Source organism: Streptomyces sp. NPDC042102 (assembly GCF_055582305.1).
Genome location: NZ_JBVJDL010000008.1, coordinates 1 through 23,442, shown reverse-complemented (window position 1 = coordinate 23,442; position 23,442 = coordinate 1). Strand labels below are relative to the sequence as shown.

21 protein-coding genes are annotated in these 23,442 nt (G+C 73.4%); 7 read left to right on the top strand and 14 right to left on the bottom strand.

Going from position 1 to position 23,442, the window contains the following annotated elements:
* Positions 1-10: 10 nt before the first annotated feature.
* From ACZ6KO_RS26890 to ACZ6KO_RS26880, 3 genes are all read right to left on the bottom strand, one after another.
* Positions 11-733 (bottom strand): hypothetical protein, encoded by a 723-nt coding sequence (locus ACZ6KO_RS26890; RefSeq protein WP_469306596.1) that lies wholly within the window; start codon positions 731-733, stop codon positions 11-13.
* Between the two features lie 23 nt (positions 734-756).
* Entirely contained in the window at positions 757-1,287 is a 531-nt protein-coding gene (locus tag ACZ6KO_RS26885) for a hypothetical protein (protein WP_469306595.1), read from the bottom strand.
* 158 nt (positions 1,288-1,445) lie between these two features.
* Positions 1,446-2,729 (bottom strand): adenylosuccinate synthase, encoded by a 1,284-nt coding sequence (locus ACZ6KO_RS26880; protein WP_469306594.1) that lies wholly within the window; start codon positions 2,727-2,729, stop codon positions 1,446-1,448.
* Positions 2,730-2,914: 185 nt separating this feature from the next.
* Between ACZ6KO_RS26880 and ACZ6KO_RS26875 the strand changes: the two genes are divergently transcribed.
* Both ACZ6KO_RS26875 and ACZ6KO_RS26870 read left to right on the top strand, forming a co-directional pair.
* Positions 2,915-3,754, top strand: coding sequence for a diacylglycerol kinase (locus tag ACZ6KO_RS26875; RefSeq protein ID WP_469306770.1), 840 nt, complete (start codon positions 2,915-2,917; stop codon positions 3,752-3,754).
* Positions 3,755-3,785: 31 nt separating this feature from the next.
* The gene (locus tag ACZ6KO_RS26870; protein ID WP_469306593.1) at positions 3,786-4,451 is read left to right on the top strand and encodes a hypothetical protein; all 666 of its coding nucleotides are present in this window, start codon (positions 3,786-3,788) and stop codon (positions 4,449-4,451) included.
* Between the two features lie 21 nt (positions 4,452-4,472).
* Here the strand turns inward: ACZ6KO_RS26870 and ACZ6KO_RS26865 are convergent, their stop codons facing one another.
* Positions 4,473-4,994 (bottom strand): GbsR/MarR family transcriptional regulator, encoded by a 522-nt coding sequence (locus ACZ6KO_RS26865; RefSeq protein ID WP_469306769.1) that lies wholly within the window; start codon positions 4,992-4,994, stop codon positions 4,473-4,475.
* A 69-nt stretch (positions 4,995-5,063) separates the two neighbouring features.
* On the opposite strand from ACZ6KO_RS26865, the gene ACZ6KO_RS26860 reads away from it, so the two are divergent.
* Together ACZ6KO_RS26860 and ACZ6KO_RS26855 are read left to right on the top strand one after the other, a co-directional pair.
* Complete coding sequence (locus ACZ6KO_RS26860) at positions 5,064-5,966, top strand: ABC transporter ATP-binding protein (RefSeq protein ID WP_469306592.1); 903 nt, start codon at positions 5,064-5,066, stop codon at positions 5,964-5,966.
* Complete coding sequence (locus tag ACZ6KO_RS26855) at positions 5,963-7,537, top strand: ABC transporter permease (RefSeq protein WP_469306591.1); 1,575 nt, start codon at positions 5,963-5,965, stop codon at positions 7,535-7,537. The genes ACZ6KO_RS26860 and ACZ6KO_RS26855 overlap by 4 nt, the downstream gene beginning before the upstream one ends.
* On the opposite strand, the gene ACZ6KO_RS26850 is transcribed toward ACZ6KO_RS26855, so the two are convergent.
* The 10 genes from ACZ6KO_RS26850 to ACZ6KO_RS26805 all read right to left on the bottom strand — a co-directional run bounded on the left by ACZ6KO_RS26850 (position 7,534) and on the right by ACZ6KO_RS26805 (position 18,509).
* Positions 7,534-8,739 (bottom strand): cytochrome P450, encoded by a 1,206-nt coding sequence (locus ACZ6KO_RS26850; RefSeq protein WP_469306590.1) that lies wholly within the window; start codon positions 8,737-8,739, stop codon positions 7,534-7,536. The two genes, ACZ6KO_RS26855 and ACZ6KO_RS26850, sit on opposite strands and share 4 nt — an antisense overlap.
* A gap of 9 nt (positions 8,740-8,748) precedes the next feature.
* On the bottom strand, positions 8,749-9,408 hold the full coding sequence (locus tag ACZ6KO_RS26845; RefSeq protein WP_469306589.1) for a response regulator: 660 nt from the start codon (positions 9,406-9,408) through the stop codon (positions 8,749-8,751).
* On the bottom strand, positions 9,405-10,712 hold the full coding sequence (locus tag ACZ6KO_RS26840; RefSeq protein ID WP_469306588.1) for a sensor histidine kinase: 1,308 nt from the start codon (positions 10,710-10,712) through the stop codon (positions 9,405-9,407). Before ACZ6KO_RS26840 ends, ACZ6KO_RS26845 begins: the two co-directional genes overlap by 4 nt.
* 88 nt (positions 10,713-10,800) lie before the next feature.
* Positions 10,801-11,472 (bottom strand): response regulator, encoded by a 672-nt coding sequence (locus ACZ6KO_RS26835; RefSeq protein ID WP_469306587.1) that lies wholly within the window; start codon positions 11,470-11,472, stop codon positions 10,801-10,803.
* A 9-nt stretch (positions 11,473-11,481) separates the two neighbouring features.
* Positions 11,482-12,855: a histidine kinase gene (locus ACZ6KO_RS26830; RefSeq protein WP_469306586.1), complete on the bottom strand. Its 1,374-nt coding sequence runs from the start codon at positions 12,853-12,855 to the stop codon at positions 11,482-11,484.
* A 10-nt stretch (positions 12,856-12,865) separates the two neighbouring features.
* Positions 12,866-14,056, bottom strand: a complete 1,191-nt coding sequence (locus ACZ6KO_RS26825) for an acyltransferase family protein (RefSeq protein WP_469306585.1) — start codon at positions 14,054-14,056, stop codon at positions 12,866-12,868.
* Complete coding sequence (locus tag ACZ6KO_RS26820; protein WP_469306584.1) at positions 14,049-15,035, bottom strand: alpha/beta hydrolase; 987 nt, start codon at positions 15,033-15,035, stop codon at positions 14,049-14,051. Before ACZ6KO_RS26820 ends, ACZ6KO_RS26825 begins: the two co-directional genes overlap by 8 nt.
* Positions 15,036-15,198: 163 nt before the next feature.
* The gene (locus tag ACZ6KO_RS26815) at positions 15,199-17,196 is read right to left on the bottom strand and encodes a serine/threonine-protein kinase (protein WP_469306583.1); all 1,998 of its coding nucleotides are present in this window, start codon (positions 17,194-17,196) and stop codon (positions 15,199-15,201) included.
* Between the two features lie 184 nt (positions 17,197-17,380).
* Positions 17,381-17,887 carry a MarR family winged helix-turn-helix transcriptional regulator gene (locus ACZ6KO_RS26810; RefSeq protein WP_469306582.1) on the bottom strand — a complete coding sequence of 169 codons (507 nt, stop codon included), beginning with the start codon at positions 17,885-17,887 and terminating at the stop codon, positions 17,381-17,383.
* Positions 17,880-18,509 (bottom strand): DJ-1/PfpI family protein, encoded by a 630-nt coding sequence (locus tag ACZ6KO_RS26805; protein ID WP_469306581.1) that lies wholly within the window; start codon positions 18,507-18,509, stop codon positions 17,880-17,882. Before ACZ6KO_RS26805 ends, ACZ6KO_RS26810 begins: the two co-directional genes overlap by 8 nt.
* Positions 18,510-18,676: 167 nt before the next feature.
* On the opposite strand from ACZ6KO_RS26805, the gene ACZ6KO_RS26800 reads away from it, so the two are divergent.
* From ACZ6KO_RS26800 to ACZ6KO_RS26790, 3 genes are all read left to right on the top strand, one after another.
* Positions 18,677-20,050, top strand: coding sequence for an aminotransferase class III-fold pyridoxal phosphate-dependent enzyme (locus ACZ6KO_RS26800; RefSeq protein WP_469306580.1), 1,374 nt, complete (start codon positions 18,677-18,679; stop codon positions 20,048-20,050).
* 78 nt (positions 20,051-20,128) lie between these two features.
* On the top strand, positions 20,129-20,809 hold the full coding sequence (locus tag ACZ6KO_RS26795) for a GntR family transcriptional regulator (RefSeq protein WP_469306579.1): 681 nt from the start codon (positions 20,129-20,131) through the stop codon (positions 20,807-20,809).
* A 92-nt stretch (positions 20,810-20,901) separates the two neighbouring features.
* Positions 20,902-23,352, top strand: coding sequence for a dolichyl-phosphate beta-glucosyltransferase (locus ACZ6KO_RS26790; protein WP_469306768.1), 2,451 nt, complete (start codon positions 20,902-20,904; stop codon positions 23,350-23,352).
* Positions 23,353-23,442 lie beyond the last annotated feature (90 nt).

The following is a 23,442-nucleotide window of genomic DNA, read 5'->3' as shown; positions in this document are numbered from 1 at the left end:
CCTGTGCGGCTCACGGGGCCTGCGTGCAGAACTTCGCGGCCGCGTCCTCGGCGCCCTTGGTGTAGCCGGCCTCCCACTCGGGGTCGACCTGACCGGTGGTCTTGGGCGGGGTGGCCTGGCAGTTCGCCTGGATCCGGCCGTAGGCGAGGTCGTAACCCTTGATCCATTCGGGGCTCTTGCCGGCCTTCGGGTCGTTGGTCCGGCCCTTGCAGAAGGTCTTGGCCGCCAGTTCGGCGCCGTTGTCGTAGCCCTTCTGCCAGTTGGGGTCGACCTGATCGGCGGTCTTGGGCGGGGTGGCCTGGCAGTTGGCCTTGATCTGCTGGAACGCGAACTGGAAGCCCTTGTCGTACTCGGCCTTCGCGTTGTCCCCGTCCGTCGTGGTCTTGCCGCCCTTCTGCGTGCAGGGGTAGCTCTCGTCCTGCTGGCTCTGTGACTTGTACGGGATGGCGGCGTACGAGCCCGCCGGGAGGGCCGGTGCCTCGAACGTGCCCTGCGCCGTCGTGTCGACCGTGACCTGCTTCAGCCCGCTCGTCTCCCTGACGACGACCTTCCCGTCGAATCCGGCCCCTTTCACGGTGACGTGATCGGCGGCGCCGGGAAACGGTTCCACGGTGCAGGAGGGTGCGGCCGGGACCTGCGGGGCGGCCGTCGTGGTGGCGGCCGCGTAGGGAAAGAGGGCGACCGAGCAGGCGATCAGCGGGCTGAGCGCGACGAGGCGGGTGCGCCGGGTCATGGCTTGCCTCCCGTGGGGCGGGGTTACGTGCAGAAGGTCTTCTCCCCGAGCGCGGCGCCGGCTGCGAAACCCTTCAGCCAGTCGGGGTCGAGCGGCTCGGCGGTCTGGGGCGGGGTGGCCTGGCAGTTGGCCCTCATCTGCTGGAACGCGCGCTGGAAGCCCTTGTCGAACTCGGCCTTCGCGTCGAACCCCTCGGTCTGGGCCATGCTCACCTTCGTGCAGAGGACGCGATCGCCCGCCGGCTCCTGCGGGGTGGCGGTGTAGTCGCCCTCGGGGAGCAGCGCCGTGAACTTTCCCGCCGACACCGCGACCCGGTGCTCACCCGAGGCGGGCACCTGCAACTGCTTGAGCAACACCTGTTTGTGGCTGGTGAAGCCGGTACCGCTCACCGTCACCCTGTCGGCGGCTGCGGGGTCCCGTGCCACGGTGCACGTGATGACCGGGGCCTTCGCCGAGGCGACACCGGCAGCGGCCGCGAACGGGCCGAGGGCGATCGCGCCGGCGAGGAGCGGGCTGAGGGTGATGAGACGAGTGCGACGGGTGCGCCGGTTCATGGCTCTCCTCCCATGGCGCGTCGGCGCAGGAGGGCGACGCCGGAACGTCACTTCCTTCTCATGATCCCGCCCCGGCGTGGCGGTGTCGACCGGAGGGAACGGCGGAGGGGGACGGCCGACGGGGTGCGTCGGCCGTCCCCCTCGGGGACACGCGGTTCCTACAGGAACGAGTTGATCTGGATCGTCTCGGTGCGGCCCGGGCCGACGCCGATCGCCGAGATCGGGGCGCCGGACATCTCCTCCAGCGCCTTCACGTACGCCTGGGCGTTCTTCGGCAGGTCATCGAAGGTCTGCGCCTTGGTGATGTCCTCCGACCAGCCGGGCAGGTACTCGTAGACCGGCTTCGCGTGGTGGAAGTCGGACTGCGAGTACGGCAGTTCCTCGACGCGCTTGCCGTCGATCTCGTACGCGACGCAGACCGGGATCTGCTCCCAGCCGGTGAGGACGTCGAGCTTGGTGAGGAAGAAGTCGGTCAGGCCGTTCACGCGGGTGGCGTAGCGGGCGATGACCGCGTCGAACCAGCCGCAGCGGCGGTCGCGGCCGGTGGTGACACCGCGCTCGCCACCGATGCGGCGCAGGTCCTCGCCGTCCTGGTCGAAGAGCTCGGTCGGGAACGGACCGGCGCCGACGCGCGTGGTGTACGCCTTCAGGATGCCGATGACCCGGGTGATCTTCGTCGGGCCCACGCCGGTGCCGGTGCAGGCGCCGCCGGCCGTCGGGTTCGAGGAGGTGACGAAGGGGTACGTGCCGTGGTCGACGTCGAGGAGCGTGCCCTGGCCGCCCTCGAAGAGGACGACCTTGTCCTCGTCCAGCGCGTTGTTCAGGATCAGCGTCGTGTCGGCGACGTACGGCTTGATCTGGTCCGCGTACTGGAGCATCTCCTCCACGATCGCCCCGGCCTCGATGGCGCGGCGGTTGTAGAGCTTGGCGAGCAGCTGGTTCTTGTTCTCCAGCGCCGCCTCGACCTTCTGGGTGAGGATCGACTCGTCGTAGAGGTCCTGGACGCGGATGCCGACGCGGTTGATCTTGTCCGCGTACGTCGGGCCGATGCCGCGGCCGGTGGTGCCGATCTTGCGCTTGCCGAGGAAGCGCTCGCCCACCTTGTCGAGGGTGACGTTGTACGGCGTGATCAGGTGGGCGTTACCGCTGATCAGGAGCTTGGAGGTGTCGATCCCGCGCTCGTTCAGGCCACGGAGCTCGGACAGCAGCACGGACGGGTCGACGACGACACCGTTGCCGATGACCGGCGTGCAGCTGGGCGAGAGGATGCCGGAAGGGAGCAGGTGAAGGGCGTACTTCTGGTCGCCTACGACGACCGTGTGGCCGGCGTTGTTGCCGCCCTGGTAGCGGACCACGTAGTCGACGGAGCCACCGAGGAGGTCGGTGGCCTTTCCCTTGCCCTCGTCACCCCACTGGGCTCCGAGCAGCACAAGAGCGGGCACAGGCGTACACCTCTTCCGGATGGGGCATGTCCAAGGTCAGGGGGCGTACGACGATGTACACCGCAGGCTGAGCCGTCGGACCGGTTGCCCCGGAATAGACGAAGCCCCTGGCGCAATAGCGCAAGGGGCTCTTGCACAAAGATGCTACCCGAGGAAGGACCGAGGTGTCGGCTCCAGAGCCCACCATGAGTCACGCGGGCGCGCCGGTGGGCGGCCTGCTCGTGCTCGTCGACCCGGTCGCCCGCCGCCTGGACGGCGAGTCCGTACGGATCGCGAAGGACGTGCTGAGCGCGGGGGCGGCGGCCAAGATCTGCCTCCCGCAGACCCCTGAGGAGTACGCGCGGGCGCTCGCCCGCCGCGGCAGTCGCCGGCCGGTCGTGGTGGGCGACGACCGGGCGCTGGCACGGACGGTGGCCCTGCTGCACCGCTCGCGGGAGCTGGGGGCGTCGGCGGTGGCACTGATCCCGGTGGGGCCGGCCGGGTCGCTGGTGGTGGCGCGCTCGCTGGGGGTTCCGGCGGGGGCGGTGGCGGCGGCGCGGGCGGTCCTGGACGGGGCGGTGCGGACGTACGACCTGCTGGTCGACGACAGCGACGGGGTGGTGCTGGGGGGCCTGCGGATCCCGTCGTCCCCGGCGGCGGCGCGGCGCGCTGTGTCCGGGCCGGCGGCGCCGTCCGTGTGGAGCGCGTGCCGGTCGCTGGTGCGGACGCTGGTCCGGCCCCCGGTGGGCGGCGAGGGCCCGGTCGCGCCGGGGGCGGCGCACCGGCTGCGGGTGGAGGCGGACGGGGTGCTGCTGGCGGACGTGGACCAGCCGGTGCACGAGGTGTCGGTGGTGGTGCGGGACGGGCTGGCCGAGGTGAGCGTGCGGGCCGGCGGCGGTGCCGGGCCGAGGGTGGCGCGGGCGCGGTCGGTGACGGTGTCGGGGCCGGACTTCCGCTACCGGGCCGATCACACGGTGACGGGCCCGGTCCGGCGCCGCACCTGGACGCTGCGCCCGGGGGCGTGGGAACTGACGGTTCCGCGGTAGCCGGCGGGTGGCGGGGGCGGGCGGGGAAGGGGTGACGGACGGGCCGGACGGCGCGGCGCTGCGGGACGCGGTGGCCGACTGGCGGCGGGACGGCGTACTGCTGTGCCTCCTGCCGCTGTTCTTCCTGCCCGCGCTGCTGGCGCAGCTGGTCGCGGTGCCGTGGGGGCCGGTGGCGGCCCTGCACCTGGCGGTGCTGTGCGCGCCGAGCGGGCTGGGCCTGAGGGAGCTGTACGTCCTGCGCGGCGCGGAGCGCCGCCTGCGGCCGGGGGCGAGCTGGACGCCGTACGTCCTCACGGTGACCGGCGGTCGGCTGCGCCCACCAGTGGCCCTGCTGACGGGCCCCGCGGCCCGGGGTGCGCGCCCGCACCCGGCCCCGGCCCCGGCCGTTCCGGCGGAGCCCGGTGCCGGGGGGCCGCACGCCTTCACCCTGGGTCCGCTGTCCCACCGTGTCCTGCGTCCCTTCCACCCCTGGCGCCGGCCGGGGCCGTCACCCGCGCGGGAACCCGGAGCGGCGCCCGCGTGCGGGCCGGTCGTGTGGCTCTGCGGGGATCCCGCCGACGCGGTCCTGCTGTGGGTCCCGGAGACCGGGCGGCTGGGCCTGGCCCGCCCGCTGGGCCGGGCCCGTAGGCACCGGGCGCTGCGGGCGCTGCGTACGGGCCGGGAAGGCGGGACGCCCGCGTCCGGCCCGTACGCGTAGGCCCGGTCGGCCGCGGCCCCGTCAGGACCCCGGCAGGTTCAGCGTCGTGCGGTGCGTGCGCCAGCGCTCCATCATCCCGTGCATCTCCCGCGTCAGGAACTCGAAGAACGCCGCCGTCTCCGCGACGCGCGCACCCGCCGGCGTCGTCGGGTCCAGGCTCGCCGCGCCGTCGCGCAGGGTCTTCTCGAACATCGTCAGGACCTGGTCACGATGGGTGAACGTCTCGTACCAGAGCTCGTTGTGCAGGACGTACCGGTCCCGCCGGGAGCCCGGTTCGCGCTCGCGGCTGACCATGCCGACCTGGGTCAGGTAGCTGATCGCCCCCGACACCGCCGCCGGGCTGATCTGCAGCGTCTCGCCCAGCTCCACCGAGGTCATCGCCGCGCCGTCGCTGGCCAGCAGGGCCGCGAACACGCGCGAGGCCATCCGCTGCATGCCGGCGTCCGTCAGCTGCGCCGCGAACCGCTCCACGAAGCGGGAGACCGCTTCGTCGTCCCGGCCAGGGGCGCTGCTCTGCGTCTTCTCCACGTTCTTCGTGTTCATCTCCACCCTCCGAACTTTACGTGATTCCCGAGCTTCACAAATTTATGAAAGTAGCGTACGTTCAGAAACATGACGAAGGCAATCAGCGTCGCCGGACTCCACAAGGCGTTCGGCCGCACCCACGCACTGGACGGCCTCGACCTCTCCGTCGCGACCGGCGAGGTCCACGGCTTCCTCGGCCCCAACGGCGCCGGCAAGTCCACCACCATCCGGGTCCTCCTCGGGCTGCTCCGCGCCGACTCCGGCACCACCCGGCTGCTCGGTGGCGACCCGTGGGCCGACGCCGTCGAGCTGCACCGCCGGATCGCGTACGTGCCCGGCGACGTGACCCTGTGGCGCAACCTGTCCGGCGGCGAGGTCATCGACCTCTACGGCCGGCTGCGCGGGGGCCTGAACACGGCCCGCCGGGCCGAGCTGATCGAGCGGTTCGAGCTGGACCCCACGAAGAAGGGGCGGACGTACTCCAAGGGCAACCGGCAGAAGGTCGCCCTCGTCGCCGCCTTCGCTTCGGACGCCGAACTGCTGATCCTCGACGAGCCGACGTCCGGCCTCGACCCCCTCATGGAGGAGGTCTTCCAGAACTGCGTGGCCCAGGCGCGCAGCGCCGGCCGCACCGTCCTGCTGAGCTCGCACATCCTCAGCGAGGTCGAGACCCTCTGCGACCGCGTCAGCATCATCCGCAAGGGCCGCACCGTGGAGAGCGGCACCCTCGCGCAGCTGCGCCACCTCACGCGTACGTCGATCAGCGCCGAGCTGGCCGGGCCGCCCAACGGCCTCGCGCAGCTGCCCGGCGTGTACGACGTCCAGGTCCAGGGCGAGCGGGTCCGGCTGCAGGCCGACACCGACAAGCTGGACGCCGTCCTGCGCTCCCTGACGAACTCGGGCGTGCGGTCGCTGACCTCGACCCCGCCCACCCTCGAAGAGCTGTTCCTGCGCCACTACACCACCGCTGACGAGGCGAACGCACGATGAAGCGAGAACTGGCGGGCACCGGCGCGCTGCTCCGGCTGGCCCTGCGCCGCGACCGCGTGATGATGCCGGTCTGGGTGCTGATCACCGCGATGATGGTGGTGAGCATGCCCGGTTCGCTGGAGAGCGTGTACGGCACCGCCGCCGAACGCGCCGAACTGGCCGCCTCGATGAACGCCAACGGCTCCATGCGCGCCCTGTACGGGCCCGTGTTCAGCGACTCCCTCGGGGGCCTGAGCGCCTGGCGGATGGGCGTCTACGGCGCCGTCCTCGCCGCCGTCATGAGCCTGATCATCGTCATCCGGCACACCAGGGAGGAAGAGGAGACGGGCCGTCAGGAGATGCTCTCCGCCGCCATGGTGGGCCGGCGCGCCCCGCTGACGTCCGCGCTGCTGGCGGCGCTGGTCGCCAACACCGCCGTCGCCCTGCTGATCGCGGGCGGGCTGGCCGAGCAGGGCGGGCCGGGCGCGCTCGCCCTGGCACTCGCCATCGCCGGCACCGGCATGCTCTTCGCGACCACCGCCGCCATAGCGGCGCAGCTCACCGAGAGCGCCCGCGCCGCCAAGGGCATCACGTCCGCCGTCCTGGGCGCCGCCTTCGTCCTCAAGGCGGCGGGCGACGCGGGGACGCCGGGCGGGGAGTCGGTCCTGACCTGGCTCTCGCCGCTCGGCTGGGCCGAGAACGTACGGCCCTTCGCCACCGAACGCTGGTGGGTGCTGGCGCTCCTGGCCGCCGCCGTCGTCGCCCAGCTGGGCCTGGCGTACGTGCTGGCCGGCCGCCGCGACCTCGGGATGAGCTTCCTGGCCACCCGGCCGGGCCCGGCCGAGGGCCGGCTCGGCACGGCGGGCGCGCTCGCCTGGCGGCTGCAGCGCGGCAGCGTCCTGGGGTGGAGCGCCGGGTTCCTGGTCGCCGGACTGGTCTTCGGCGGGATGACGGAGGGCGCCGCCGACCTGGTCGGCGACAACGAGAAGACCCGCCAGATCATCGAGCGGATGGGCGGCCAGAGCGGCCTGACGGACGCCTTCCTCGCGTCGATGGCCGGGATGCTCGGCATGGTCGCCGCCCTCTACGTCGTCGCCTCGGTCCTGCGGCTGTCGGGCGAGGAGTCCGGGCAGCGCGCCGAACCGCTGCTCGCGGCGGCGGTCGGCCGGCTGCGCTGGGCCGGCGGCCACCTGGCCATCGCCTTCGGCGGCGCCGCGCTGATCCTCACCCTCGGCGGGCTCGGACTGGGGCTGGGCCACGGCCAGGACGTGGGCGCCGCGGTCGGCGCGACCCTCGCGCAGCTGCCCGCCGTCTGGGTGGTCGGGGCGCTGGCGGTGCTGTTGCACGGCGCGGCACCGCGGCTGGCGGTGGGCGCCTGGGCGGTGGCCGGGATCGCGCTGGCCCTGGGCTGGATCGGCCCGGTGCTGAACCTTCCGCAGGCCGCCCTGAACCTCTCGCCCTTCGCCCACCTGCCCAAGCTGCCGAGCGCGGCCGACGTGGCCTGGTCCCCGCTGCTGGTGCTGACCGCACTGGCCGTGGCCTTCGCCGGGGCCGGCCTGACGGCCCTGCGCCGCCGGGACCTGGCCGTCTAGAACGCGACGACGAGTTCGCGCAGGCCCCGGATCACATAGCCCTCCCGCCACTGCGGCTCGCGCACGAGCCGCAGTGGCGGAGTGCTGTCCGCCAGCAGCGCGCCGAAGGACGCGGCGAGCTCGACGCGGGCGAGCGGAGCGCCCAGGCAGTAGTGGATCCCGGCGCCGAAGCTCAGGTGCGGGTTGTCCGTCCGCCGCAGGTCCAGGGTGTCGGGGCGCTCGAAGCGGGCGGGGTCGCGGTTGGCGGAGCCGAAGAGCAGGGCGACCTCGCTGCCGCGGGGGACGACGGTCCCGCCGACCTCGATGTCGTCGAGGACCCAGCGCTCGAACATCTGGAGCGGGGTGTCGTAGCGCATCAGTTCATCCACAGCTGTGGACAACATCGTGGGATCGGCGCGGAGGGCGGCGAGCTCGTGCGGATGACGCAGGAGCGTCCACCAGCCGTTGGCGGTGGTGTTGACGGTCGCCTCGTGGCCCGCGTTGAGCAGCAGCACACAGGTGGAGATCATCTCCTGTTCGCTGAGCCGGCCGTCCTCGGAGTCGTGGGCAGCGATCAGCGCGGAGATCAGGTCCGTGCCGGGATCCTTGCGGCGCTCGGCAATGAGCCCGCGCAGGTACGCGCTGAACTCGACCGACGCGCGGACCGCCCGGCGGGCGACCTCCTCGCCCGGGTTGAGCTCGAACATCCCGCAGATGTCCGCCGACCACGGCCGCAGCAGGGGCCGGTCCGGACCGGGGATGCCCAGCAGCTCGGCGATGACGGCGACGGGCAGCGGCTCGGCGATCGCGGTGAGCAGGTCGCCGCCGCCGTCGGCGACGAAGCCGGCCACCAGGTCCTCGGCCATCCGGGTGACGGCCGGGGCCAGCCGCTCGACCGTCCGCGGCGTGAAGGCCTTGGCGACCAGCCGCCGCACCCGGGCGTGGGCGGGGTCCTCCAGATCGAGCATGCCCTGGTCGTTGAGGGTGTGGAACGGCTCGTGCTCGGGCGGGGGAGGGGTCCGGCCGAACTCCTCGTGGCTGAAGCGGTGCAGGTACGTCCGCCCCAGCCGGCGGTCCCTGAGCAGCGTGCTGACATCCGCGTAGTGCGGGACCAGCCACTGCCCGGTGGGCTCGTACCGGATGACCCGTCCCCGTGCGCGCAGCGCCTCGTAGGCGGGATAGGGATCGGCGACGAATGCGGGATTCCACGGATCGAAGTCCATCCCCGGACCCTAGCCGGGGATGACCAGGCGGGTCTCGTACGCGTACACCGCCGCCTGCGTGCGGTCGCGCAGGCCCAGCTTCACCAGGATCCGGCTCACATGGGTCTTGATGGTGGACTCCGCGACGACCAGCCGGTCGGCGATCTCGGAGTTGGACAGCCCCTGGGCGATCAGGACCAGCACCTCCGTCTCCCGTTCGGTCAGTTCGCCGGCCGCCGCCGTGTCGGGGACCCGGGGGCCGCTGGAGATCTTGGAGAACTCCGCGATCAGCCGCTTCGTCACCGACGGCGCCAGCAGGGCTTCGCCCGCCGCCACCACCCGGACCCCGTCCGCGAGCTGACGGGCCGAGGCGTCCTTGAGGAGGAACCCGGAGGCTCCCGCCCGCAGGGCCTGGTACACGTACTCGTCGAGGTCGAAGGTCGTCAGGACCAGCACCTTCGCGTCCGCGTCCGCCGCCACGATCTCCCGGGTGGCCTCCAGGCCGTTCAGCTCCGGCATCCGGATGTCCATCAGCACCACGTCCGGCCGCAGCGCCGCCACCTGCGCGATCGCCTGGCGGCCGTCGACCGCCTCCCCCACGACCTCGATGTCCGGCTGCGCGTTGAGCAGCACCGAGAAGCCCTCGCGGACCATCATCTGGTCGTCCACGATCAGGACCCTGATCGTCATGCCGGCTCCGCCGCGGGCCGCGCCACGGGTATGAACACCGCCACCTCGTACCCGCCCTCCGCCGTCTGTCCGGCCGTCATCTCACCCTCCAGCATCGCCACCCGCTCCCGCATCCCCGTGATCCCGTGCCCGGCTCCCGGCGAGGGCCGCACGGCCCCGGTCGGGGCGTCGTTGACGATCCGTATGCCCAGCCCGCCCAGCACGTACGACAGCTCCACCCCGGCCCGCGCCCCGGGCGCATGACGCAGCGTATTGCTCAGCGCCTCCTGAATGATCCGGTACGCCGACAGCTCCACGCCCTGCGGCAGCTCCCGCACCGAGCCCGTCACCGTCCGCTCCACGCTCAGCCCCGCCTCCCGCACATTGGCCAGCAGCCCCTCCAGCGTGGCCAGGGTCGGCTGCGGGGCGTCCGGCGCCTCGTAGTCGGCGGAGCGGACCACGCCCAGCACCCGGCGCAGCTCGGTCAGCGCCGCCACCGCGTTCTCCCGGATGGTGACGAACGCCGCCTCCAGCTCCGGCGGCGGGTTCTTCACCCGGTACGGCGCCGCCTCCGCCTGGATCGCCACCACCGACATGTGGTGCGCCACCACGTCGTGCAGCTCCCGCGCGATCGTCGTCCGCTCCTCCAGAAGGGTCCGCCGGTCCCGCTCGACGGCGGTCACCTCCTGCTGGGCGGTGACCTCCTGCACGGCCTCCCGGCGGGTGTTGCGGACGGTGACCACCAGCAGCACGACCGCGGCGACAACCGCCATGGGCACGGAGTTGGAGACCGTGTCGGCGCGGAGCACCACGGACATGATCACCCCCAGCAGCACGGTGACGAGCCACATCCAGCCCGCCACGCGCGGCCGGGTCCGCATCGCCACGATGGTCAGCACGGCGAGGTAGGCGAAGAAGGAGGCCGGCGACCACGGCCAGGTGGCGCCCCCGTGGTCGGCGAAGGCCAGCAGCGCGGAGGCCGCCACGGAGCACCAGAACGCTCCGACCGGTCGCGTCAGGGCCAGCATCACGGGAGCGGCCGCTATCAGCCCCATCACCAGATGGAGCGGCGACTGCGTCGCGACCCCCATGGACAGCACCACCACGAGGGCGATCAGCACCACGAACGCATGCGGCGCGTGGCGCATCTCGGCCCGTATGCGCGCCGGCAGCAGACGTGTCAGCCGTCCGTCCGTCCGCATCGGCGGCAGCGGCCGGTAGGCGAACGCGTCGGTGATCAGATCCCGCCGCAGGGTCTCGAACAGTCCGGAGGCCATCCGGATCTCGGGTGTCCGGGGGGCCGCCCCGGGAGTCGTCTCGGTCACACTCGAAACGTTAGGCCGCCGCCCCCCTCACCCGCGTCGCCACTGATACCGATCTCTCCAGGTCCCCCTCAGGTATGACCCGCGGCCCTCAGTAGCCCGTCGGACGGACCAGACCCGTCTCGTAGGCGAAGACCGCCGCCTGCGTGCGGTCGCGCAGGCCCAGCTTCAGCAGGATCCGTCCGACATGGGTCTTCACCGTCTGCTCGGCCACCACCAGGTGCGCGGCGATCTCCGCGTTCGACAGGCCCTGGGCGATCAGCGCCAGCACCTCCGTCTCCCGCTCCGTCAGCTCCCCGATCCGGTCCCTGGAGGGCGCCCTGGGCGCGCCCAGCCGGGAGAACTCGGTGATCAGCCGCTTGGTGATGTTCGGCGACAGCAGCGCCTCGCCGGCGGCGATCACCCGGACCGCCTCGGCGAGCTGGTCGGCGGAGGCGTCCTTGAGGAGGAACCCGGAGGCCCCGGCGCGCAGCGCCTCGTACACGTACTCGTCGAGGTCGAAGGTGGTCAGCACCAGCACCTTCACCGTGGCCCCGGGCGCGCCGGTGAGGGCGGCGGTGGCCTCGATACCGCCCATGCCCGGCATGCGGATGTCCATGAGGACCACGTCGGGGGCGAGTCCGGCGGCCTTCTCGACGGCGTCGGCGCCGTCCACGGCCTGCCCGACCACCTCGATGTCGGGCTGGGCGTTGAGCAGCACGGTGAAGCCCTGCCGGACCATCATCTGGTCGTCGGCGATCATCACCCGGATCGGCGTGGTCATGAGGCTGTTTCAGTCCTTCGTCGTCTCGGTGGTGGCGGCCGGGGGATCCATGGGGAGCACGGCGGACACCTCGTACCCGCCGCCGGGGCGGGGCCCCGCGGCGAGTTCGCCCCCCAGCATGCCCGCCCGTTCGCGCATGCCGAGCAGCCCGTGCCCGGCGCCCTGCGAGGGCGGGGCGGACCGGGTCGGCCTGCTGTTGGCGATGCACAGGTGCAGCTCGCGCGGCCCGTAGGCGACGCCCACCTCGACCCGGGAACCGGGCGCGTGGCGCAGGCAGTTGCTCAGCGCCTCCTGCACGATCCGGTACGCGGTCAGCTCCGTGCCCGGGGTCAGCGGCCGACGGACACCGGCGATCTCGGTGGTCACCTCCAGCCCGGCTCCCCGCACGTTGTCCACGAGCGCGTCGAGATCGGCCAGCGTGGGCTGCGGATGGTGGGGATTGGCCGGGTCGTCCGGATCCTCCGAGCGCAGCACGCCCAGCACCCGGCGCAGCTCGGTGAGGGCCTCCAGCGCGTTCTGCCGTATGCCCGCCAGGTTCTCCTTCAGCTCCTGCGACGGGTTCTCCACCAGGTGCGGGGCGACCTGCGCCTGGATCGAGATCACCGACATGTGGTGGGCGACCACGTCGTGCAGCTCGCGCGCGATCCGGCTGCGCTCCTCCAGCAGCGTGCGCTGGGCCCGCTCGGCCTCGGTGAGGGTCTCCTGCTCCTCCAGCTTGCCGCGGGCGAGCCGCACCGCGCGCAGCGCGTAGCCGAGGATGCCGGCGACGCCGAGGACGAGCACCGCCTCCAGGAACGTGGAGGTGGTGGCGCCCGCCGGGACCACAGGGGCGAAGACCAGCTCCGCCAGCGCCGTGAACGCCAGCGCCACGCCGACCGCTTCGGCGGTGACCCGGGGCGGCACCCGCAGGGCGACCAGCAGGATCACCACCGCGAACGCGGGCAGCCCGGCGGGTGTCCAGGGCCAGCTCTGGCCACCGACGGCGAACGCCTCGACCCCGTCGGCGCCGAGGCTGTCCCTCATCTCCCAGGCGGCCCAGGTCGCCGCACCGATCCCCAGCCAGAAGCCGGGCATCGGCCGGAACATCGCCACCAGGATCGACAGCCCGGCCAGCACCCCGAGCATGGTCCCGGGGACGAAGCCGTAGACCTGGTACGTGCCGCTGAGCTGTATGGAGACGAGGAAGCCGAAGAAGTAGGCCCAGTAGCCGACGAAGACGTGCGGCAGACGGGCCAGCCAGCGTGGCTTGCGCATCCTCGGCAACGGGTCGCGCTGCGCGGTCAGCAGGTCCCGCGCCAGGGTCCCCGCCGCCCCGCGGATCCACGCCATGACCGGGACGGCGGCGCGACCCCGGGGCTCGTCGGACTCGTTCGGCTCTTTCACGCCGATCAGCCTAGGCACGGGCGATCTCCGGCTCAGCCGCCACCCGGGCCCGGGAGACCGGGGCACCGCGCCCCGCCGCCCGCCGCCCCTGCTCGTGGATCCGGAACGCGCCCCAGCAGACCAGCAGCGCACCCGCGAACACCGGCAGCCACAGCAGGCGGGCCGCTATCCACGTCCAGTCGCCGGGCACGGTGTGCAGGCCCGGCAGGTCCCCGTCGGCCAGCAGACCCATGGCGGTGACGGCCATCATCGCGGTCTGGTGCCACAGGAACACGGTCATCGCGGAGAGGTTCACCAGCGCCACCGCCGCCCACGCACGCGGCCGGCGCATCACCCGGGCCAGCGGCCCGCGCACCAGCAGCGCCAGCCCGCACTGGGCCAGCCCGAACGCCACCGCCGCCAGGGTCGGCGGGTTCAGATTCGACACCGCCGCCCCCGGTACGCCGACCATGGAGGCCGGGTACCCGCCCCACACGATCAGCGCGGCCGTGGTGACCGCGCCGCCGGCCAGCAGCGCCACGGCCGGCCCGCGCCGGGTGTACGCGGCGCCGCGGGACCAGGCCGCGCCCAGGGTGAAGGGGACCAGCCAGCCGGCCGCCACGTTGATCCAGCCCAGCCACTCGAGGGCACCGCCCACGAAGCGGCCGGCATCGACCGCCGCCACCACGGCCAGCGGCCACAGCGGGTGCAGCCGGGCCACCAGCGGGGTCGCGGCGGTCAGCACCGCGAAGACCAGCAGGAACCACAGCGGCGACAGCACCAGCTTCAGCAGGGTGTGCACCGTGTCCAGCGGTACCCCGCCCACCAGCATCCCCGCCGAGGCCACCGCCCACAGCGTCAGCACCGCCAGCACCGGCCGGAACAGCCGCCCCAGCCGCCCCCCGACCCACTCCCGGTACGGCGTCCCGCGCTCCCGCGCCGACGCGTACCCGCGGGCGGCCACCTGCCCACCGACGAGGAAGAAGACCGCCAGGGTCTGGAACACCCAGGACAGCGGCACCAGATACGGCAGGTGCACGAGCGGGCTGGTGGTGCTCAGGCCCCCCTTGGCGGTGGTCAGTGCGGTGACCAGCCAGTGTCCGAGGACCACGCCGAGGATGGCGAAGGCCCGCAGCGCATCGACGGCCCGGTCACGTCCGGCGGGGGTGCCCGTCTCGATCCGTCCGGCCAGGACCGACCAGCGTTCACGGAGCTCACCCATGGGAGGCCTCCGGGGCAGCGGTGCCGAGAACGATCGCGGCGAGGCTGTCGAGGGAGCGCGTGCCGGGCTTGAGGTAGTCGCTGTGCCCGGCCGGACCGGCGGCGAACGGGCGGGCCCCGAAGGCGGGGTCCACCGGGTCGGCCCCGAAGCCGATCCCCGCGAACCGCACATGGGGCACGTGGGCTATCCAGTCACGGCTGCCGCGCCCGGCCCACACCCGCGCCCCGGTCGGCAGGGCCGCCGCGGCGTCGGCGCCGGTGCCCGGGCTGCCGAACAGGACCATGTCGGTGACGGCGGGACCGGTCCTGGTCCGGGCGCAGACCACCGAGCCGTAGGAGTGGCACAGCAACGACAGCCGGGCCCCGGGCGCGGTCAGCGCCGGCAACCGGTCCAGAAAGGGCGCCAGTTCATGCGCGGCGTCGTCGGCGCGGCCGGTGGTGGCCACCGCGGGACTGACCGTGCCGGGGGCGTCGTACCCGAGCCATGCCACGACGGCGGACTCCGGGTGCTCCCGCTCCAGGCGCTGCTGCAGGGCGACGGCCCCGGCACGGAACCTCTGATAGGTGTCGAGCGTCGTGTCCGACCCCGGGACCAGGACCGTGACCCGGTCGGCGGTCACGAGCCGGCCGAACACCTCGACGGCCCTCCCCTTCCCGTGCCCGTCGAAGGCGAGGAACCGCGCCGAGCCGCCCGCGGTCATCTCCCGCAGCTTCGCGGCCCGCTCCGGGCGCCCGGCGTCCTCGGCCATCGCGGCGGCCCCCGCCACGCCGGCCAGCGTGGCGGCGTACCGCTCCTGCACCGCGGCCGCGTCGGCGCCCGCACCCGACCCGTCACCGAAGCCGATGGCGGCGGGCGCCGGCACGTCGGGCGCGGCGGTCGCCGCGGACAGGGGGAGGACGACGGCGCCGGCGACGAGCGAGGCCAGCAGCGTGCGACGCAGACGTCCGGTGGGTCGGCGACGCTTCCGGCTGCTGGTCATGGCAGTTCGTCCCTTCGGTCCAGGGGAGGGAGAGGATCTTTCTCCCTGGTTCCGAAGTTAGAAATCGCGTCCCGTGGTCGGCGTCACGCTTCAGAGCCGCCTTTCCGACTGGCTCTCAGGTATGACGAGGGTGACAATCCGCCGCGAGGAACGGTCGGCTCGCTCAGCCGCGCCGGTATACGAGGGGCGAGCGGCTGCTGCCGACCAGTTCACGCTCCAGCGAGCCGTCGCCGAGCAGCCGCAGCCGGCTCCACTGGCCGGGGTCGCAGTGCGGCGGACCGCCGGCCGTCAGGGACGAGGCACTGAGCTCGACATTGCTGCCGCCGCGTTGCAGCGTGGCCGTCCAGGTGCAGGAGAACGCGGAGTCCTGGACGGACAGCGTCATCACGGTGTCGCCGACCCGGCCGGGCGCGAGCGTGAGCTGCCAGCTCTGGGTGGCGGAGGTGGTCCGCCAGCTGCCCACGTATCCCGACGGCAGCGCGTCCGGCGCGGTCGGCGGCGTCGCCGGGGCCGTGGGCGCGGTGCCGGACGGGCCGGAGGAGGAGCCGGACGACGAACCGGAGGACGAACCGGAAGGCGAACCGGAGGACCCCGATGCCCCCGACGATCCCGAGGAACCGGGCGAGGCCGGGGCCGACGCCGAGCCGTTCGGGGCGACGGGCGCCGCGTTGTTCGCGTCACCGCCGCGCATCACCGCGTACACGGTGCCGCCCGCCGCGATCGCGACCACCGCGGCAACGCCGATCAGGAACGCGGTGGAGGCGGTACGCGGCGGCCGTCGCTCCTCGACCGGCGGGAACACCGGGTAGGAGGGGTACGTCGGGTACGACTGGCCGGGCCCGGCGACGTATCCGACGTGTCCCTGACCCGTCACCTGCCCCGGAATCTGCGCGTGACCGGGAACGTGTCCGGGCATGGGACCGGGCATGGGACCGGGCGCATGACCAGGTACGTGCCCCGGCAGGTGACCGGACATCTGCCCCGGTACGTGCCCCGCCATCTGCCCCGGGTACGCGGGCGGCTGCTGCCCGTACCCGGGCGGCGCCACCAGGGTCGCCGGATCCGTGGTCACGGGAACGGTCGGAGCCGTCGCGCCCGGGGGAGCGACCGGCGGCACCGGAACACCCGCACCGGCCGCGCCACCCGCGGCACCCGCCGTGCCCACAGCCCCCGCGGCCCCCGCCCCGGCCGCGCGACCCGCACCGCCCTGCGGCGGAACGGTCCGCTCCGGCCCGGTGTCCTCCCGGTCCAGCAGCTGTACGGCGTGCCGCCCCAGCTGCGCCACCAGCGCCCCCGGAAGCCAGGGCTCCAGGGATCTTCCGTCGGCGACCGTGTCGTCCGCGCCCACCCGCGCCAGCACGTCCGCCGGCGTCGGCCGGGCCGACGGGTCCTTGTGCAGGCAGTCCCGTACGAGGTCCCGCAGCTCGGCCGGTACGTCGTCGAGCGCCGGTTCCGCCTCCGTGATCCGCAGCAGCAGCGGGGCCAGCCCGCCCGCCCCCTCCGCGTCGCCGAAGGGCAGCGACCCGGTCGCCGCGTACGCCAGCACCGCGCCGAGGCAGAACACGTCGCACGCCGCCGTCACCGGTTCGCCGCGGACCTGCTCGGGGGCCATGAAGCCGGGAGAACCGACGAGTTCGCCGGTCCGGGTCAGCCCGCCGTCGCCGTCGGCCGCCTCCAGGGCGCGCGCGATGCCGAAGTCGATGACCCGGGGCCCGTCGATGGTGAGCAGGACGTTCGACGGTTTGAGGTCGCGGTGGATCAGGCCCGCGGCATGGATGTCCTGGAGGGCGTACGCGAGTCCGGCCGCCAGGATGCGTACGGAACGGCTCGGCAGCGGACCGAAGTCGCGGTGGACCACCTGCCGCAGGCTCGGGCCGGCGACGTAACCCGTCGCGAACCAGGGCGTGTCGGCCTCGGTGTCGGCGTCGAGGACCGGAGCGGTCCATTCCCCGCCGACCCGGCGCGCGGCCGCGACCTCCTGCCGGAACCGGTTGCGGAACTCCTCTCGGAGCGCCAGCTCGCGGTGCACGAGCTTGACCGCGACGGTCCGCCCGCGGTCGGACCGGGCGAGGAAGACCTGACCCATGCCGCCGGCCCCGAGCCGGGACAGCAGGCGGTACGGGCCGATCTGGTGCGGATCGCCTGGCAGCAGTTGCTCCATGGCCGAGTGGTCCCTCCCCCTAGGACTGGCCGAACGGGCCGAGGATAGTGCCGTTTGCGCCGCTCGCGCAGCGAGAGGGACGGCCTCGGCCGCATTTCCGGTTCTCCGGCGGCCCGCGAAGGCGCCCCGTCCCCGCCCTGAGCGCCGCGCCGGCCCCGCCCTGCGCCCCGCCGTACGGCCTGCCCTACACCTCGCCCTGCACCTCGGGCAGCGCGTCGGGCACCGCCTCGGTCATCGAGTCCATCGCCGCCGCCAGCCGTTCCAGAGTGCGGACGGTCTGCGCGAACGCCTCCTCGCCGAGTTCCGCCGCGAGCCGGTCGGCCAGCCGCGCGTGCCCCGGGGAGATCCGGGCGACCGCCGCCCGGCCGGCCTCCGTCGGACGCAGCAGTTTGGCGCGCCGGTGGGCCGGGTTGGGGACGTACTCGGCCAGCCCCTTGGCCACCAGCAGGTCCGCGATCCGCTGGACGCTCTGCCGGGTGATGCCCATCGCCCGCGCGATGCCCGCGACGGGCAGCGGCTCGCGCAGGACCGCGCCGAGCACCTGCCACCAGGCCGCCGTCAGCCCCGCCGGCCGGGCCAGCTCCTCCGATACGGAGAGGAACTGGCCGTTCAGCCGGAAGACGCCGAGCGCGGTCCGGCTGAGCAGGTCCTGCCGCGCCCGCGCCCCACCGCCCCCCGGGCCGTCACGCATCGCCCGTCTCCGCGGCCGCCGCGAGCACCGGGAAGGCGCTCGCGTCCGAGTCGTGGAAGAGCCGGTACCAGGCGTCCAGTACATCCGGCTTGTACGTGTCGAGCCGCGCGAAGACCTCGCGCGCGAAGGCCACCGGCTCCGTCGGCCCCGCCGTGATCAGGTCGCCGTCCGTGACCGCGTCCGCCTCGACGTACGCCTCGCCGCCCGCGTACCCGGTCTGCGCCAGGTAGTACGGCGCCGCGCTGGTGTGGGTCCGGCCGTCCAGCAGGCCCTCCCGCGCCAGGCCCGCCGTGGCGCCGCAGATCGCCGCCACCGGCACGCCGGCCTCCAGGAAGGCGCGCGCCTTGGCCGCGAACGGGGCCAGCGAGTCGCCGGCGTCCCACAGGTGGGCACCGGTCAGGATGAGCAGCGAGGAGTCGGCGGGGTCGAGGTCCGCGAGCGCCAGGTCGGGCTGTATGCGGACGCCGCCCATGGTGGTGACCGTGGTGCCGGCCGACAGGGCGACCGTACGGATCTCGTAGCCGCGCTGGGCCAGGTGTGCGGTGGTGTGGCCGGTCTCCCAGTCCGCGTACGTGTCGTAGACCGCGAGGTGGACGATGCCGCGCCGAGTGGTGTCGCTCATGTTGCTCGCCTCCGTGTGTCGCTCCGTATGACATAAGACTGTCATGACGACAGCATGCTGTCAATGCTGCGATGCATCGTCTCCCCGACAGGTTGCCGAGGTCCGCGCCCCACTCCCGTACACAGCGCCGATACCCCCTCCCACCTGCGCACTTCTACCCTCCCCCCATGACCCCTCACTCCGTGTCCGCCGCCGACCCGCAGGCCGGTGCCGCCGTCAAGGCCGCCGACCGCGCGCACGTCTTCCACTCCTGGTCCGCCCAGAAGCTCATCGATCCGCTCGCCGTCGCCGGGGCCGAGGGGTCGTACTTCTGGGACTACGACGGCAACCGCTTCCTCGACTTCTCCTCCCAGCTGGTCAACACCAACATCGGCCACCAGCACCCCAAGGTCGTCGCCGCGATCCAGGAGCAGGCCGGCCGGCTCTGCACCCTGGCCCCCGGCTTCGCCGTCGACGTCCGCTCCGAGGCCGCACGCCTCATCGCCGAGCGGACCCCCGGCGACCTCGACAAGATCTTCTTCACCAACGGCGGCGCCGAGGCCGTCGAGAACGCCGTCCGGATGGCCCGGCTGCACACCGGCCGCCAGAAGGTGCTCTCCACCTACCGCTCGTACCACGGCGCCACCGCCGCCGCGATCAACCTCACCGGCGACCCGCGCCGCTGGCCCTCCGACACCGCCTCGGCCGGCGTCGTGCACTTCTGGGGACCGTTCCTCTACCGCTCGCCCTTCCACGCCACCACCGAGCAGGAGGAGTGCGAGCGCGCGCTCGCCCACCTCGCCGACACCATCGCCTTCGAGGGTCCGGCCTCCATCGCCGCGATCATCCTGGAGACGGTGCCCGGCACCGCCGGGATCATGGTCCCGCCGGCCGGCTACCTCGCGGGCGTCCGTGAGCTCTGCGACCGCCACGGCATCGTCTTCATCCTCGACGAGGTGATGGCGGGCTTCGGCCGCACCGGCACCTGGTTCGCCGCCGAGCACTGGGACGTCACGCCCGACCTGCTCACCTTCGCCAAGGGCGTCAACTCCGGTTACGTGCCGCTCGGCGGCGTCGCCATCTCGGCGGCGATCGCCGAGACCTTCGCCACCCGCCCCTACCCCGGCGGACTGACCTACTCCGGTCACCCCCTGGCCTGCGCCGCCGCCGTCGCGACGATCACGACCATGGCGGAGGAGGGCGTCGTCGAGCACGCCGCCCACCTGGGGGCCGACATCCTCGGGCCGGGCCTGGCCGAACTCGCCGAGCGCCACCCCTCGGTCGGCGAGGTCCGGGGCCTGGGCGCCTTCTGGGCCCTGGAGCTCGTACGCGACCGCGCCACCCGCGAACCGCTCGTGCCCTACAACGCGGCGGGCGCCGACAACGCGCCGATGGCCGAGTTCGCGGCCGCGTGCAAGAAGTCCGGTCTGTGGCCCTTCGTCAATATGAACCGCACCCATGTCGTCCCCGCCTGCACGATCACCGACGAGGAGGCCAAGGAGGGCCTGGCCCTGCTCGACGAGGCGCTGACGGTCGCCGACCGCCACACGACCGGCGGTTAGGGGCGTCACATCCACCCGGTCCGGCTCCGTCGCCTGGCCTAAGGTGTCCGGAAGTTCTTACGAAGGAGACGGACCCCTATGGCCGGCAGCGGCGCTGTCACCCGCAACACACTTCGCCAGCAGATCGCCGACGCACTGCGCGACGAGGTGCTCGCGGGACGCCTGCCGCCCGGGACCGAGTTCACGGTCAAGCAGATCGCCGAGCAGTACGAGGTCTCCGCGACCCCGGTCCGGGAGGCGCTCGTCGACCTCTCGGCCCAGGGGCTGCTGGAATCCGCGACGCACCGCGGGTTCCGGGTCCGGGTCTACTCGGTGGCCGACTTCCGGGGCATGGTCGAGGCCCGGATCCTCATAGTCGACGGGATCTTCCGCCGGCTGGTGGAGCGCGGTACGTCGGCCCGCGCCGCCGAGCAGCTGGTGTCCGTACGGCGGCGCGCCGAGGAGGCCATGCGGGCCGCCCAGAGCGGCTCGCTGGAGGTCCTCATCGGCTACGACCTGCGGTTCTGGCGCGAGCTGGGCGGACTGGTGGGGAACACGTACATCTCCGAGTTCCTGCACCGCCTGCGCGTGCAGTGCTGGGTCTTCGCGGTGCCCCACCTCAAGCGGGAGCCGCAGCTGAACACCGTGCTGTGGCGCGGGCACAGCGAGCTGGTGGACGCGGTGACGCGTGCCGACGCGGAGGAGGTACGGCGCCTCGTGCGCGCCTACAACCAGCACGGCCTGGACTGGGCGGCAGGCCTCGAGGCGGCGGACGCGTGACGGCCACGGAACGCCCCGACCGCACCGATCCCGCCCAGGCCACCGGAACCACGGCCACCGGAACCCGCACCGCCGGAACCACGGCCACCAGAATCCGCACCGCCGGAACCACCCCCGCAGCCCCCCGCCCGTGGCTCGGCCCCGTGACGCTCAGCGTCGTCGTCCCCGCCTTCTGCGAGGAGGACCGCCTCGGGCCGTCCCTGGAGCGCATCCGCGCCCACCTCGACCAGCGGCTGGGCACCGGCCCCGCCGACTGGGAGGTCATCGTCGTGGACGACGGCTCCCCGGACGGCACCGCCGCCGTCGCCCGGGCCGCGGCCGCCACCGAACCCCGGATCCGCCTGGTCCGCTCCGACCGCAACCGCGGCAAGGGCCACGCCCTGCGCCTGGGCGTGGCCGCCTCCGCCGGCCGCCGGGTGCTGCTCACGGACGCCGACCTCGCCACGCCCGTCGAGGAGTTGGAACGGCTGGAGCAGACCCTCGCGCAGGAGCCCGCGAGCTGGGCCGCCATCGGTTCGCGCGCCCACCCCGACTCCCTCATCGAGCGCCACCAGAGCCCCCTGCGCGAGCTGCTCGGCCGTACCGGCAACCGGCTGATACGCGCCGTCGCCGTCCCCGGTGTCCGTGACACCCAGTGCGGCTTCAAGCTCTTAGACGGCGACCGGGCACGCGCCGCCTTCGCCGCCTCCCGGCTGGACGGCTGGGCCATCGACGTGGAGATCCTGCAGTACTTCCGGACCCGGGGCTGGCCGGTGGCCGAGGTGCCGGTGCGCTGGGCGCACCAGGAGGGCTCCAAGATCCGCCCGGCCGACTACCTGCGCGTCCTGGGGGACCTGGCCCGGCTGAAGGCCGGCGGGCTGGCCGTGGCCGCGCTCTACCTGCTGGGCGCGGTGCTGCTCTACCACCGTCTGTGGTCCGACCTCGGCGGCGGTTACCTGCGCGACGCGATGCAGGACCAGAACCAGTGGGAATGGTTCTTCGCGGTCACCGCCGACAACGTCTCCCACCTGCGCAATCCGCTCTTCACCACGTTCCAGGGCGCGCCCGACGGGGTCAACCTGATGGGCAACACGGTCATGCTCGGCCTGTCCGTGCCGCTGACCCCCGTCACGCTCGCGTTCGGCCCGACCTTCACGCTCGCGCTGGTCTTCACGCTCGGCATCGCCGTGACCGCCTGGACCTGGTACCGGCTGATGCGCCGGTGGCTGCCTGTGGGCCGCTGGCCGGCGGCCGTGGGCGGGGCGCTGGCCGCCTTCGCGCCGCCGATGGTCTCGCACGCCACCGCGCACCCGAACTTCGTCGTCCTCTTCGTGCTCCCGCTGATCATCGACCGGGCGCTGCGGCTGTGCACGGGGCGCAATGTCGTACGTGACGGTGTGATCCTCGGGCTGCTGTCGGCGTACCAGGTCTTCCTCGGCGAGGAGCCCTTCCTGCTCGCGGCCGTCGGCATGCTCGTCTTCGCGGCCGGGTACGCCGCCTTCGACCGCGAGCGGGCCCGGGTCTCCTGGCGGCCGCTGGGGCGGGGCCTGGCCATCGGCGCGGCGGTCGCCGTACCGCTGGTGGCCTTCCCGCTGTGGTGGCAGTTCTTCGGCCCGCAGAGCTACCACTCGGTGCTGCACGGGGACAACGCCGGGAACAGCCCGCGCGCCCTGATCGAGTACGCCGGGCGCTCGCTCTTCGGCGACGAGAAGACCGCCGAGCGGCTCTCGATGAACCCGACCGAGCAGAACGCCTTCTACGGCTGGCCGCTCCTCGCGCTCGGCGGCGCCGTCTCGGTGTGGATGCGGCGCCGTACGGCCGTGCGCGCGCTGGCGCTCACGGCGGTGGCCGCGGCCCTGCTCTCCCTCGGGCCCCTCGTCCGCATCCCGCACACCGACGTGGTGCTGCCCGGGCCCTGGGCGCTGCTGGCCGAGGCCCCGCTCTTCGAATCGGTCATCGAGGGCCGCGTGGCGATGATCTGCGCCCCGGTCCTGGGCATGCTGCTGGCCCTCGCCCTCGACCGGATCCTGCGCCTGCGCGTCCGGGACCAGCGCGTCCTGGGCATGCTGGCGGTGGCGGCCGCGCTGGTGCCGGTGCTGCCGACGCCGCTGCCCGTACGGGACCGCGCGCCGGTGCCGGAGTTCGTCACCTCGGGTGCCTGGAAGCCGTACGTCAAGGAGGGCGAGACGCTCGTTCCGGTACCGCTGCCGGACCCCGCCGGGGCGGACGCGCTGCACTGGCAGGTCGAGGCGGATTTCGGCTTCCGGCTGGCCGGCGGGTACTTCAACGGCCCCTGGGGACCCGAGCGGATCGGCATCTACGGCGCGGCCCCGCGGCACCTGTCCAACCTGCTGCGCGACGTGCGGTACGGCGCCGACCTGCCCGAGATCGGTCCGCAGTGGCAGGAGCAGGCCCGCCAGGACCTGGCGCACTGGAAGGCGGGCGCGGTGGTCCTGCCGGACCAGGACCGGGCCGACGAGCTGCGCGTCCTGCTGACGGAGCTGCTGGGCGCGGAGCCGGCGCGGGTGGCGGACGTCTGGGTGTGGCGGGTGGGACCCACCTAGTGACCTGAGTCAAAGATTCGTCGTTAGTCGGGCATGAGTCGTCCGGGTCCGAAGATTCCGCCGTTGTCGGTCACTGATGCCCAGCGGGCG

Excerpts from the sequence above, each read along its gene's own strand:
- ACZ6KO_RS26810 (WP_469306582.1), bottom strand. The coding sequence starts at position 17,887 with ATGCGTGACGGCCCGGGGGGCGGTGGGGCGCGGGCGCGGCAGGACCTG.
- ACZ6KO_RS26875 (WP_469306770.1), top strand. The coding sequence starts at position 2,915 with ATGAGTCACGCGGGCGCGCCGGTGGGCGGCCTGCTCGTGCTCGTCGAC.
- ACZ6KO_RS26820 (WP_469306584.1), bottom strand. The coding sequence starts at position 15,035 with ATGACCAGCAGCCGGAAGCGTCGCCGACCCACCGGACGTCTGCGTCGC.
- ACZ6KO_RS26805 (WP_469306581.1), bottom strand. The coding sequence starts at position 18,509 with ATGAGCGACACCACTCGGCGCGGCATCGTCCACCTCGCGGTCTACGAC.
- ACZ6KO_RS26845 (WP_469306589.1), bottom strand. The coding sequence starts at position 9,408 with ATGACGATCAGGGTCCTGATCGTGGACGACCAGATGATGGTCCGCGAG.
- ACZ6KO_RS26815 (WP_469306583.1), bottom strand. The coding sequence starts at position 17,196 with ATGGAGCAACTGCTGCCAGGCGATCCGCACCAGATCGGCCCGTACCGC.
- ACZ6KO_RS26865 (WP_469306769.1), bottom strand. The coding sequence starts at position 4,994 with ATGAACACGAAGAACGTGGAGAAGACGCAGAGCAGCGCCCCTGGCCGG.
- ACZ6KO_RS26800 (WP_469306580.1), top strand. The coding sequence starts at position 18,677 with ATGACCCCTCACTCCGTGTCCGCCGCCGACCCGCAGGCCGGTGCCGCC.
- ACZ6KO_RS26825 (WP_469306585.1), bottom strand. The coding sequence starts at position 14,056 with ATGGGTGAGCTCCGTGAACGCTGGTCGGTCCTGGCCGGACGGATCGAG.
- ACZ6KO_RS26860 (WP_469306592.1), top strand. The coding sequence starts at position 5,064 with ATGACGAAGGCAATCAGCGTCGCCGGACTCCACAAGGCGTTCGGCCGC.
- ACZ6KO_RS26890 (WP_469306596.1), bottom strand. The coding sequence starts at position 733 with ATGACCCGGCGCACCCGCCTCGTCGCGCTCAGCCCGCTGATCGCCTGC.
- ACZ6KO_RS26850 (WP_469306590.1), bottom strand. The coding sequence starts at position 8,739 with ATGGACTTCGATCCGTGGAATCCCGCATTCGTCGCCGATCCCTATCCC.
- ACZ6KO_RS26795 (WP_469306579.1), top strand. The coding sequence starts at position 20,129 with ATGGCCGGCAGCGGCGCTGTCACCCGCAACACACTTCGCCAGCAGATC.
- ACZ6KO_RS26885 (WP_469306595.1), bottom strand. The coding sequence starts at position 1,287 with ATGAACCGGCGCACCCGTCGCACTCGTCTCATCACCCTCAGCCCGCTC.
- ACZ6KO_RS26855 (WP_469306591.1), top strand. The coding sequence starts at position 5,963 with ATGAAGCGAGAACTGGCGGGCACCGGCGCGCTGCTCCGGCTGGCCCTG.
- ACZ6KO_RS26835 (WP_469306587.1), bottom strand. The coding sequence starts at position 11,472 with ATGACCACGCCGATCCGGGTGATGATCGCCGACGACCAGATGATGGTC.